Annotated in this window: 9 protein-coding genes; 5 read left to right on the forward strand and 4 right to left on the reverse strand. The window is 56.8% G+C overall.

Annotation, left to right across the window (positions count from 1 at the left end; genetic code table 11):
• Positions 1–107: 107 nt before the first annotated feature.
• From ACR0MJ_RS18680 to ACR0MJ_RS18690, 3 genes are all read right to left on the reverse strand, one after another.
• Positions 108–1571, reverse strand: a complete 1464-nt coding sequence (locus ACR0MJ_RS18680; protein ID WP_480762154.1) for an AMP nucleosidase — start codon at positions 1569–1571, stop codon at positions 108–110.
• Positions 1568–3370, reverse strand: a complete 1803-nt coding sequence (ade, locus tag ACR0MJ_RS18685) for an adenine deaminase (RefSeq protein WP_480762155.1) — start codon at positions 3368–3370, stop codon at positions 1568–1570. The genes ACR0MJ_RS18680 and ade overlap by 4 nt, the downstream gene beginning before the upstream one ends.
• Before the next feature lie 157 nt (positions 3371–3527).
• Positions 3528–4403, reverse strand: coding sequence for a LysR family transcriptional regulator (locus tag ACR0MJ_RS18690; RefSeq protein WP_170598615.1), 876 nt, complete (start codon positions 4401–4403; stop codon positions 3528–3530).
• 117 nt (positions 4404–4520) lie between these two features.
• Here ACR0MJ_RS18690 and ACR0MJ_RS18695 point away from each other — a divergent pair, with 117 nt between their 5' ends.
• Positions 4521–5276 carry a class II aldolase and adducin N-terminal domain-containing protein gene (locus ACR0MJ_RS18695; protein ID WP_480762156.1) on the forward strand — a complete coding sequence of 252 codons (756 nt, stop codon included), beginning with the start codon at positions 4521–4523 and terminating at the stop codon, positions 5274–5276.
• A gap of 24 nt (positions 5277–5300) precedes the next feature.
• Positions 5301–6287 carry a sterol desaturase family protein gene (locus ACR0MJ_RS18700; protein WP_170613458.1) on the forward strand — a complete coding sequence of 329 codons (987 nt, stop codon included), beginning with the start codon at positions 5301–5303 and terminating at the stop codon, positions 6285–6287.
• A 66-nt stretch (positions 6288–6353) separates the two neighbouring features.
• Here ACR0MJ_RS18700 and ACR0MJ_RS18705 read toward each other — a convergent pair whose 3' ends face one another.
• On the reverse strand, positions 6354–6986 hold the full coding sequence (locus ACR0MJ_RS18705; RefSeq protein ID WP_170408735.1) for a class I SAM-dependent DNA methyltransferase: 633 nt from the start codon (positions 6984–6986) through the stop codon (positions 6354–6356).
• Positions 6987–7074: 88 nt separating this feature from the next.
• Here ACR0MJ_RS18705 and ACR0MJ_RS18710 point away from each other — a divergent pair, with 88 nt between their 5' ends.
• From ACR0MJ_RS18710 to katG, 3 genes are all read left to right on the forward strand, one after another.
• On the forward strand, positions 7075–7932 hold the full coding sequence (locus ACR0MJ_RS18710; RefSeq protein ID WP_480762157.1) for an SDR family oxidoreductase: 858 nt from the start codon (positions 7075–7077) through the stop codon (positions 7930–7932).
• A 46-nt stretch (positions 7933–7978) separates the two neighbouring features.
• Entirely contained in the window at positions 7979–8962 is a 984-nt protein-coding gene (locus ACR0MJ_RS18715) for a glycosyltransferase family 2 protein (RefSeq protein ID WP_480762158.1), read from the forward strand.
• Between the two features lie 424 nt (positions 8963–9386).
• Complete coding sequence (gene katG / locus ACR0MJ_RS18720) at positions 9387–11588, forward strand: catalase/peroxidase HPI (protein ID WP_170613452.1); 2202 nt, start codon at positions 9387–9389, stop codon at positions 11586–11588.
• Positions 11589–11944 lie beyond the last annotated feature (356 nt).

An 11944-nucleotide genomic window follows, 5' to 3' on the forward strand; every position in this document is an offset into this window, starting at 1 on the left:
GATCTATAGGGCCTCACCGCGTAACTGTAACGGGATATTGTGGCTAAACACAACGAATAGTAGCACTAAAAACCCCAAAAATAGGGGAAATTCGTTGCTTTTTTGCTTCAGAGAAAGGCCGTTTCGTCAAACGAACGCAATTTCCGGCTGTGTAACCGTTCCAGCGGCATGCCGCGCAAGTGCTCCATCGCCCGGATTCCGATCGCCAAATGACGACTGACCTGAGTGGTATAGAACGCCGAAGCCATGCCGGGAAGTTTTAATTCACCATGTAAGGGCTTATCCGAGACGCACAGCAACGTGCCATAAGGAACCCGAAACCGATAACCGTTGGCTGCGATTGTTGCACTTTCCATATCCAGCGCAATCGCACGGGACTGGCTGAGCCGTTGCACCGGGCCGGACTGATCGCGAAGCTCCCAATTGCGGTTATCGACTGAGGCGACTGTACCTGTTCGCATGATACGTTTCAGCTCGTAGCCTTCCAACTCGGTTACCTCGGCCACAGCCTGTTCCAGCGCGACCTGGACTTCGGCCAGCGGTGGGATCGGGACCCAGACGGGCAGATCGTCGTCCAGCACTTTGTCCTCGCGCAGGTAGGCATGTGCCAGTACGAAATCCCCAAGCGCCTGCGTGTTGCGCAGACCGGCGCAGTGGCCGACCATCAACCAGGCGTGCGGGCGCAGAACCGCAATGTGGTCGGTGGCCGTTTTGGCATTCGATGGCCCGACGCCGATATTGACCAGCGTAATCCCAGACCCATCCGCGCGTTTCAGGTGGTAGGTTGGCATTTGCGGCAGTTTAAGGGGCTGTTCCAGTACGGCTTCGGCGTCCGTGATCTCAACATTCCCGGTCGAGACAAAGCTGGTATAGCCGCTGTCGGGATCGGCCAGTTGAGCCCGTGCGTAGCTCTCAAATTCCGAGACATAGAACTGATAGTTGGTGAACAGCACATGGTTTTGGAAATGGCCGGGGTCAGTCGCCGTATAATGCGACAGTCGTGCAAGCGAATAGTCCACCCGCTGGGCTGTGAAGAGCGCAAGGGGTTCCGCTTCGTTTTCCAGCTCGTGCACGCCATTCACGATATCGTCGTTTGTTGTATTCAGGTCCGGTACATCGAACGCATCGCGCAGAGTGAACCCAGCTGCACCCTGATGCGGGACAACCAGATCCGGGTTATTGGCGACAGCGAAATGGACCGGGATCGGCGTTTCCGAAGCTCCGATTGTGACCGGTTGATCGTGGTTCTTGATCAATAGCGCGATTTGCTGGGTAAGGTAGGACCGGAACAGATCGGGGCGCGTCACTGTCGTGGCGTGCGTGCCCGGCTCGGACACGTGACCGAAGCTCAGCCGGCTGTCGACCTGCGCGTAAGACGAGGTCCTGATCCGGATTTCGGGGTAGAACGCCCGAAACCTCTCGGTAGGAGCGCCGTTCTTAAGTGCATTTGCAAACCTATCGCACAGGAATTTTGTCGCCTGTTCATAGAGCTCTTCTAAACGTGCGACAGCTGCAAGCGGATCGCTAAATTTCTCGGGGTTGGGAACGTCAGGTGTTCGGATAGTAGTCATGCAAGGGGTTCCAGAAGGTCGATCTTTTCGAATGTACGTACGTCCACCAGCCCAAGGTCCGAGATCCGCAGTTCTGGGATCACAACCAGGGCCAGCAGAGAATGCTGCATATATGCGTTGTTAAGCTGACAGCCGCAGGTCTTCATCGCCTCGACCATTTGTTCTGCTTTGGCGGCAACCTCAGTCGCTGGGTTGTCGGACATCAGGCCTGCGATCGGCAGTTCCACCAAGGCCAGTTCCTCGCCATCGCGAAAGACTGTGATGCCTCCACCCACTTCGGCCAGCCGGTTCGCAGCCAGTGCCATCTGTTCACGGTCGGTGCCGACAACAATCATATGGTGGCTGTCATGCGCAACGGTCGAGGCCATGGCCATTTTGCCCTGATATCCAAAGCCCGAGACAAAGGCGTTGGTCACACCCCCCGTGGCGCGATGCCGTTCGACCAATGCGATTTGGCACACATCGCCTTCGCCTTCAACAAGCCCTTCGATAATGGGCAGCTCCGATTTCAGTGCCTGCGTCGGGGCCTGATTTTCAACCACCCCGATCACGTTGGCCGTGACACGGTTCGCTCCGGCAGGGGCTGCGATCTCAAAGTCTGTCGAGGTCAGCGCGTGCCCTAGGTGTACGGTATTTCGCGCCTTAGCGGGCCAGTTCAGATGCGGGCATTCGACCGTTACCGTCCCGTTTTCAGCCACAATCTGACCGCGCGCGACCACGGTTTCGATCGGAAGCTCTACCAGATCAGAACTCAGGATAATGTCAGCGCGCCGCCCGGGTGTGATCGAGCCGATCTCGCGTTCCAACCCAAAATGGGTCGCCGTGTTGATCGTCGCCATTTGCAGCGCAACCAGAGGATCGCAACCACAGGCAATCGCATGTCGCACTACGCGGTTCATGTGTCCGTCATTTACCAGCGTTCCCGAATGGCAGTCGTCGGTGCACAAGATGAAGTTGCGCGGGTCCAGCCCTTTTTCAGTCACCGCAGTAATCTGGCTTTCCACATCATACCAGGCCGACCCCAACCGCATCATTGACCGCATTCCCTGACGGACACGTGCGATGGCGTCGGCCTCGCAGGTGCCTTCATGATCATCGGCAGGGCCACCAGCGACGTAAGCGGCAAATTCAGGCCCTAAATCAGGCGAAGCGTAGTGCCCGCCAACGGTTTTTCCGGCGCGCTGTGTGGCCGCGATCTCTGCCAACATCTTCGGATCGCCATGAATGACACCGGGAAAGTTCATCATCTCACCCAGACCGATGATACCGGGCCAAGACATCGCCTTAGCTACATCCTCAGCGGTGATTTCGTACCCAGTCGTCTCCAACCCAGGAGCTGATGGCGCGCAAGACGGCATCTGGGTGAAGATGTTCAGCGGCTGCATCAGCGCCTCGTCATGCATCAGTCGCACACCTTCTAACCCCATCACATTGGCGATCTCATGCGGGTCGGTGAACATCGAAGTTGTGCCATGCGGAATGACTGCGCGGGCAAATTCTGCCGGGGTCAACATGCCCGATTCGATATGCATATGCGCATCGCATAACCCCGGCACCAAATAGCGACCGTGCGCCTCGATGATCTGAGTCTCAGGACCGATACAATGCGCGGCGTCCGGCCCCACAAAAGCAACGCGCCCCGCAGCGATCGCCACGTCATGGTCAGGCAGGGTTTCGCGGCTATGCACATTGACCCAGACGCCGCCACGGATCACCAAATCGGCAGCCTCGCGGCCAGCAGCCACGGCGATGAGACGAGGGGCGGTATCGGGCCAACTTGGGAAGGGAGTGTATTCCATGACCCAACTTTCCCGAATGCGGCGCAAGGTGCAACCCCCACTATTAAGGTATCATGGAATCATCACAAAACCTGCCATCCGCAGCGCGCCAGCGCTGCCACGCCCAACCAGAGGAGATGCCCAAAGGGCATCAACGATGGGCGGGAGCGACCCGCGATTAGTTGTGGCGATCGGCTTCAATCTCTGCGCGCAGCCAGTCGACAAACGCCAACGCGCCCGGCGTTTCCTCGGCTTGGGGCGATAGCAATAGATAATAGGCCTCGGGCATAGCAGCGCGATGGATGAACGGCGCGATCAGGCGGCCTTCTTCAATCAACCGTTTTGCGATCATGTCGTGGGCTAAACACAAGCCTCCTCCGGCCATCGCAACCGACAGGCTGACCAGATAGGTCGTCGAATAGGTTACCTTAGGTTTCCCCCAAGTTAGACTCTGATCTGTGATCCAACTCTCCCAATTCGACAACAAATTTGAACAGTCGAACAGGGGCTGTTCCTGCAGGGTTTCCAGCGTCACCGGGAAGTCGGGGGCACAGACAGGATAGTAGTGATCTGTCCGTAGCAATTCCGTTCGCACCGTATCGGCCGGGCGCAGCGAATAGCGGATTTCCACCGCCGCGCCTTCGGCCATTTCGCGCGGCTCCCAGAGCTCAGTGAAGATATTCAGATGTACATCCGGATGCAGTTCCCGAAACCGGGGTAGGCGCGGAGCCAGCCAGTTGACGGCAAATGTGATGTTGCTCTGGACCTGAACCGCGTTTTGTTGTGCGCCCGTGACGGCTTGTGTCCCCCTTACCAGAGTTCGAAAGGCTTCACGCACGACCGGCAGATAGGTGATACCAGCTTCGGTCAGCTCCAATGCACGCGGACGACGTAGGAATAATGGCTGACCCAAATAGCCCTCTAGTGATTTGATTTGCTGGCTGACTGCGCTTTGCGTCATGTTCAAATCCCGCGCCGCCCCCGTGAATGACAAATGACGGGCCGCCGCTTCAAATGTGCGTAGCCAGCCGAGCGGTGGAAGTGATTTCTGCATGCTCATAACTCTGCCAGTAGTTTTACTAATGAACTAGGCATGTTTTTTTCGTTGGTCAAACGTTTGCGGTGAAGGCACGATTTCCCAGAAGTCAATTGACCAGCGAAGGAGCCCGGCATGAGCGTTACAAACCTGCGTCCCAACATCGATCATTGGTCCGAACGCGTGGACATGGCCGCCGCATTCCGCTGGACCGAACGGTTGAACATGCATGAAGGGGTGGCGAACCATTTCAGCCTTGCGGTGAACGAAGACGGCACGCAGTTCCTGATGAATGCCAATCAGATGCATTTCGCGCGTATCAAGGCGTCAAATCTGCTGCTGCTTGATGCCAATGACAAAGATGTCATGGATCAGCCCGGCGCACCGGACCCAACGGCTTGGGGGCTGCACGGATCGATCCACCGCCATTGCCCACATGCGCGCTGCGTAATGCACGTGCATTCGATTTTTGCGACGGTTCTTGCCTCGCTGGCAGACAGCACCTTACCGCCGATCGATCAGAACACCGCAACTTTCTTCAATCGCTACGTAATCGATGAAGAATTCGGAGGTCTGGCTTTTGAAAACGAAGGTGAGCGCTGTGCCGCGATGCTGTCGGACCCGAAAAAGAAAGTCATGATCATGGGCAACCACGGGGTTTTGGTGATCGGCGACAGTCCAGCAGATGCCTTTAACAGACTCTATTATTTTGAACGCGCCGCAGAAACGTACATTCGCGCTCTTCAAACCAGGCAACCTTTGCGCGTTCTGTCCAATGAGATTGCTGAGAAAACCGCGCAAGAGCTTGATGAATATCCCGGTCAGGCCGAAGCACATCTACGCGAAATCAAATCTGTTCTGGATGCCGAAGGCTCGGATTACGCAACCTGAAGCGCACTGTTAGGAGTTTCAGCCATGACCGATATGCATGATGCGGAAGCCGCCCGATGGAATTACCGCCCCGAAGGGCCCGTCGGTTTGAACCCTTTGTTCAACTGGCCGCCGCGTCCTGCGGCTATCCTGAACTGGTACAAAGGGGCTTGGCTTCCCCTTACGTCGCTGACGCTTTGCATGGTGATGGCTTTTGCCGCCTATTTCGTGTTTTTACCTCCATTAGAGACCATGCAGAGTTTCGCGCCCGGCTGGATGTTCCGTATCTGGCTGCTGAACATGGTGCCTCAGATCATGATAGCAGGAGGTCTGCATTGGTGGCTTTACATGCGCAAAGGGCAGGGCATGTACAAGAAATTCGACCGGCGTGATCTGACACGTGACAATGGGTCGTTTACCTTTCGAAATCAGGTTTTGGATAACATCTGGTGGACGCTGGGAAGTGCGATGACTGTGGCGACGGTCTATCAGTGGCTGATCTACTGGGCGATGGCGAATGGCTATGCGCCAGTGATAACCTGGGCCACCGCCCCCGTTTGGTTCGTGATCTGGATGCTTTTCATCCCGATGTGGTCAGGGCTTCATTTCTACTGGGTGCACCGATTGGAACATCACCCGAAACTCTACAAGCACGTTCATGCTGTGCACCATCGCAACGTCAATATCGGACCATGGTCAGGAATATCGAACCACTGGTATGAAAACCTTCTCTATTTCACCACCTACTTCATCCATCTGATTGTACCCTCGCATCCGCTGCATCTGCTGTTTCACGCCTACTTCCAGCAGATCAGCCCTGTACTGTCTCACTCGGGTTTCGAAAAGCTGAAGGCTGGTGAAACGGATGCCGCGCGGGCAGGGGACTTCTTCCACCAGCTTCATCACCGGTATTTCGAGTGTAACTACGGCACATCCGAGATTCCGTTCGACAAGTGGTTCGGCACTTATCATGATGGTTCAGCCGAGGCGACAACGCGGACACGGGCTTTCAAGAAGCAGATGTATACTTAGATCACGAGGGCGTTCTGCCCCGCCGAGTTCTGCATAGGTCCGTATATGACCTACGCAGAGCTTTGGTCAGGTTTTCTCAAACAACGCGATCAAAGCGACGTCATCTTTGTTAGGGCCGGCAGCAAGATCGCCATAAATCCGGACCTGCGTTAACGATAAGTCTCTGATCTGATCCGCTTCGAGGCGGCGGAAGGTATCGGCGAACCCGAGCGCCTCAAAGTGTTTTGCGTTGATCGACAGGGCGAACTGCGCACCGTGGCGTGCGACGCGCAAGAGCGCTGGCAAAACTTCTGGCCCAAGATGGCCATGGGTGAACGTTCCGGACGAGACGACACCGGCATAGCTGCCGCGCGGAACCGGCAGGCCCTGATTGAGATCGGCTTCGATCGCGTCGCGATAGATATCCTTGCGCATCGCCTCGTCCAGCATTTCGGCGCTGATATCGGTGGCGTCGATCGGACCCACGCCCAACCCGGCCAGAATAGCTCCGCATAACCCAGTGCCCGCGCCTACATCCAATACCGGGCCTTGTCCGCCTGCACCCACAAAAGCGCGCGCCGTGTGGATGTGGAGTTGATAGTCCTCAAGCGCTGCGAAACTGTCGTCATATTCCCCTGCCCATTCCGCATAAAGGCGCTTGTTCTCCTCGGGCGATTTCAGGGAGTAGGCTGCGTGCAAGTCAGGTGTCTTTTTGGTCATTTCTCAATGAATGCGCATCAGAGGATTCGAATCAAGTGCGTCCATCCGGCGCTTGCATCCACGTGCCGGGCAGATCATCAAAGGGACCATGACACAGACACTATTCTCCTTCGGCCACGGCTATTCTGCCCGAGCGATATCGAGGCAACTGGATCCAACCACATGGCGGGTCATCGGAACCACGCGTGATTCCCAGCAACTTGAGACAATCCGCGACTCGGGCGCCGAGCCTTGGGTCTGGCCGGGGGATCGGCTTGATCTGGATGGGGTGACGCATCTGCTTGTCTCTACAGCACCCACAGCCGATGGTGATCCGGTGCTGGCGGAATTGAAGGATGAGATCGCCGCGCGGATCGGACAGTTCAAATGGGTCGGCTACCTGTCGACCACAGCCGTTTACGGGGATCACCAGGGAGGCTGGGTGGATGAGACGACGCCCGCCACACCGACGGCTGAACGTGGCCGTTGGCGCGTGCGTGCCGAGGAGCAATGGGGCGGCATTCCGGGCCTGCCCTTGCATATCTTCCGACTGGCAGGGATTTACGGGCCGGGTCGCGGGCCGTTTTCAAAGCTGAAACGCGGTGGGTTGCGGCGGATCATCAAGCCGGGCCAGGTGTTTTCGCGCATTCATGTTGACGACATTGCACAGGTTTTGATCGCGTCGATGGCCAAACCCAATCCGGGTGCGATCTACAATGTCTGTGATGATGAACCGGTGCCGCCGCAGGATGTGATCGGCTATGCCGCCGAATTGCAAGGTCTGCCGATGCCACCTGCTGTTCCGTTTGATGAGGCTGATCTGACCCCGATGGCGCGCAGTTTCTATAATGAGAACAAGCGCGTTCGGAATGACAGGATCAAGGATGAACTGGGCGTCTCATTGCTCTATCCGAACTACCGTGTAGGGTTGGAAGCACTGATGCAGCATCAGAAGGATGCCACTTGATCACCGCGCCTTGCCAAGAAACCGGCACGGATTGTATGGGATTTCGATGAAAGACCGCTCTGTCCCGCTGAACATTACCGTTTCGACCCTGACCCGGCAGCGGCCCGAGATGCTGGCCGCGTTGATCCAAAGCTGGGGAGAGATGAAGCTGCCGCCCGACTGCTCGGTGCGATGTTTGGTGGTGGAAAACGACAGCGCAGCGCTCAGCGAAGGTACCGTGCAGGCAGTAGGGGAGAAGCTGCCTAATGGAGCAAGTCTGAACTATGTCCTTGAGACCGAACTCGGCATCCCGTTCGGACGCAACCGAGCCGCGCGCGAAGCGTTGGAGAATGGCTCGGATCTGCTCTGTTTTGTCGATGATGACGAGGTGGTGGCGGTCGATTGGCTTGAACGGTTGGTCGCCGGGTATCGCAACAGCTCTGCCGTGCTAATGGGCGCTCCGCTTCGTGCGGCGGGGCCAACGGGGCAGGAGACCGCGATTCAGCGGCTGATGTTGCGCAATATCAGCAATCGTTACCTCGACAAGGAAAACGCGGCTGCAAAGAAAGCCACGTTGAACGGTACCGGTGGCGTGACCATCGTGACAAACAACTGGCTGGGCGAGACACGCCTGTTCAGCGAAACCGGCCTTTGGTTCGATGAAACCATGCGGATGACCGGCGGGACGGACGCAAAGTTTTATGCCGAGACCGTTGCTGCAGGCTTACCGGTCGGCTGGGTGCCCGACGCTTTTGTGTACGAGACCATTCCTCCCGAAAGGTTGTCATTCTGGTATCAGACCGCCCGCGGAAGGGACCAGTCCAACACCCATATGCGCCGTAAGCTTGATCAGAAGCCAACAAAGGCGATCTTGGGGTTTTTGAGCACCCCCTTTCGCTTGTTGGCGTTGTTAGGGGCAATCCTTCTGTTTCCGTTCCAACCAGATCGGCGATTGATCCAGATCGCCCGAACGGTTGGGTGGCTTGTCGGGGTATTGGGAATTCCCTTCGGCTATAAATCGGCCCTTTATAAGAAGGTCAGTGGCCACTGAATCTGGGCCGGTCAATCCGTTTTGCGTTAGACTCAGTTCAGTCGTTTCATGCGCGGCCATCATCGTAAGCTTATTTGCGTCCACTCTCTCTCGTGCCCGACTTGCGAGGCACGGTGAAGCTTGGTGGTGCAATCGTAATCATGCGCTTCAGGGTCAGGCTGCGCGTAGATGTTCAAGTGATAGCTCTGGATTATCAATATCATCAAAAAACAAAACTTATATGAATGGCTTGGATTTGCTAAATCTACATCCAAACAGAAAGAACGAGTCGTTAATGCTATTTCCTACAATGAAGGCAGGGCCGATCTGCGCGATCCCGCGTAACGCCCTTGCCAAGGACGAGCGCAAAAACACTCAAGACCCCTGTTTCTCGTTTCAAAGTTAACCGCGCGACGCACACATCTAGCCAGGACTGGAGATCGATATGGACGGAAGTGATACCCCCAACATGGGCAAATGCCCGGTAATGCATGGCGCCGAGGCCCGGTCCAACCGGGATTGGTGGCCGAACCAACTGAACCTGTCGATTCTGCATCAGCATAGCCCTGCATCGAACCCGATGGGCGAGACATTCGACTATGCCGAAGAGTTCAAGAAGCTCGACCTGAAGGCACTGAAGGAAGACCTGTATGCGCTGATGACAGATTCGCAAGATTGGTGGCCCGCAGATTATGGTCACTATGGCGGTTTGTTCATTCGTATGGCCTGGCACGCAGCGGGCACCTACCGCACGGCAGATGGCCGCGGCGGCGCATCGACCGGCAATCAGCGGTTCGCGCCTCTGAACAGCTGGCCGGACAATGGCAACCTGGACAAAGCGCGCCGTCTGCTTTGGCCGATCAAGCAGAAGTACGGCAACCAGATCTCGTGGGCTGACCTTTACATATTGGCGGGCAACTGCGCGATCGAATCCATGGGCGGCACAACATTTGGATTCTCCGGTGGTCGTGAAGACATCTGGGCACCTGAGGAAGACATTTATTGGGGTGCCGAGACCGAATGGCTGGCTCCAACCGAGAACCCGCACAGCCGCTATTCGGGCGAACGTGATCTGGAAAACCCGTTGGCCGCTGTGCAAATGGGTCTGATCTATGTGAATCCCGAAGGTCCAGATGGTCAGCCAGATGCCTTGGCTTCAGGTCGCGATATTCGCGACACCTTTGGCCGAATGGCGATGAATGACGAAGAAACCGTTGCTTTGGTTGCGGGTGGCCACACCTTTGGTAAGGCCCACGGCGCCGGTGATCCCGGTCTTGTCGGTCCCGAACCCGAGGCCGCCCCGATGGAGGCGATGGGCTTTGGCTGGATCAACGACTTTGGCAGCGGCAAGGGTGATGATACCACCACCAGCGGCATCGAGGGTGCCTGGACCGCAAACCCGACCAAGTGGGACAACGGTTACTTCGACCTGCTGTTTGGCTACGACTGGAACCTGACCAAGAGCCCAGCGGGCGCGTGGATCTGGGAACCTGTTGGGGTCAAGGAAGAGGACATGGCCCCGGCAGCGGGTGATCCATCGAAAAAGGTCAAGACTATGATGACCACCGCCGACATGGCGATGCGCATGGACCCGATCTATGGCCCGATCTCGAAGCGCTTCCACGAAAACCCGGACGAATTTGCCGATGCCTTTGCCCGCGCGTGGTTCAAACTGACCCACCGCGACATGGGTCCGCGTGCGCGTTATCTGGGAGCCGAGGCACCTAGCGAAGAGCTTATTTGGCAAGACAACGTCCCGGCCGTCGATCACGCGCTTATTGACGACGCTGATGTAGCCGATCTGAAAGCCAAGATACTCGCGACGGGATTGTCTGTCTCAGATCTGGTGTCGACCGCATGGGCTTCGGCCTCGACCTTCCGGGGATCGGATATGCGTGGCGGTGCCAACGGTGCGCGCGTTCGTCTGGCCCCGCAGAAGGATTGGGAGGTCAACGAACCGCTGAAACTATCCAAGGCGCTGAATGCGCTGGAAGGCGTTCAGAAAGCGTTCAATGACGCGCAGTCTGGTGGCAAGAAGGTCTCATTGGCCGATCTCATTGTCTTGGGTGGTGGTGCTGCCATCGAAAAGGCAGCCAAGGCCGCAGGTCATGACGTTGATGTTCCCTTTAGCCCCGGCCGCACCGATGCTTCGCAAGAGCAGACGGATGTCGAGTCTTTCGCGGTGATGGAACCGATAGCGGACGGTTTCCGCAACTACCTGCACAAGGAATACTCGGTTCCGGCCGAGGCCCTGCTAGTGGACAAAGCGCAACTGCTGACGCTGTCGGCACCGGAGATGACTGCGCTTGTAGGTGGGATGCGTGTGCTGGGCACAAACTTTGACGGAACTTCTCATGGTGTGCTGACCGAACGGGTCGGCACGCTCAGCACCGATTTCTTCGTGAACCTGCTGGATATGGGCACCGAATGGAAACCATCCGGTGACGGCGTCTATGAAGGCCGCGACCGCGCAAGTGGTGACGTGAAGTGGACGGGTACCCGCGTGGATTTGGTCTTTGGGTCGAACTCGCAGCTGCGGGCACTGGCCGAGGTCTATGGTCAGGACGACGCAGGCGGCAAATTTGTCTGCGATTTCGTCTCGGCCTGGAACAAGGTGATGAACGCGGATCGTTTTGATCTGAAGTAACCCTATAACCATCGCAGTAAATTGCGCCGCCCGAGGAGAGTCGGGCGGCGTTTTCATGCGCCTGGCTCAGGGCGCGTACCAAGCATTGGGTACGATTCCGCCGAGAGACTGTTCTTTCTCTTTCTATAAACCTCTTTTTTGTGAGTTTTCGGGAGGATTTGTTATTCTAACCTGTTGTTTTTATTAAGGTGCAGAGGAAGGTGGTCGGAAATGTGAAGTTTTTTCAAATTGGGGGTTGCAGGTCCCAGACCTAATCCGTAAATACCCCTTCACCGGCGCTGCTGAGGTGCTGGGACGCGGTGGAAGCTGCGGAGACGCTCGGGAGAGACTGGGGGCATCTGAGGTTTTTGATTGGG

The sequence above is a fragment of the Ruegeria sp. C6 genome (genome assembly GCF_056537625.1).

Bases quoted from the DNA above. Each gene is read 5' to 3' on its own strand.
- ACR0MJ_RS18690 (WP_170598615.1), bottom strand. From the start codon at position 4,403: ATGCAGAAATCACTTCCACCGCTCGGCTGGCTACGCACATTTGAAGCG.
- ACR0MJ_RS18695 (WP_480762156.1), top strand. From the start codon at position 4,521: ATGAGCGTTACAAACCTGCGTCCCAACATCGATCATTGGTCCGAACGC.
- ACR0MJ_RS18680 (WP_480762154.1), bottom strand. From the start codon at position 1,571: ATGACTACTATCCGAACACCTGACGTTCCCAACCCCGAGAAATTTAGC.
- katG (WP_170613452.1), top strand. From the start codon at position 9,387: ATGGACGGAAGTGATACCCCCAACATGGGCAAATGCCCGGTAATGCAT.
- ade (WP_480762155.1), bottom strand. From the start codon at position 3,370: ATGGAATACACTCCCTTCCCAAGTTGGCCCGATACCGCCCCTCGTCTC.
- ACR0MJ_RS18705 (WP_170408735.1), bottom strand. From the start codon at position 6,986: ATGACCAAAAAGACACCTGACTTGCACGCAGCCTACTCCCTGAAATCG.
- ACR0MJ_RS18715 (WP_480762158.1), top strand. From the start codon at position 7,979: ATGAAAGACCGCTCTGTCCCGCTGAACATTACCGTTTCGACCCTGACC.
- ACR0MJ_RS18710 (WP_480762157.1), top strand. From the start codon at position 7,075: ATGACACAGACACTATTCTCCTTCGGCCACGGCTATTCTGCCCGAGCG.
- ACR0MJ_RS18700 (WP_170613458.1), top strand. From the start codon at position 5,301: ATGACCGATATGCATGATGCGGAAGCCGCCCGATGGAATTACCGCCCC.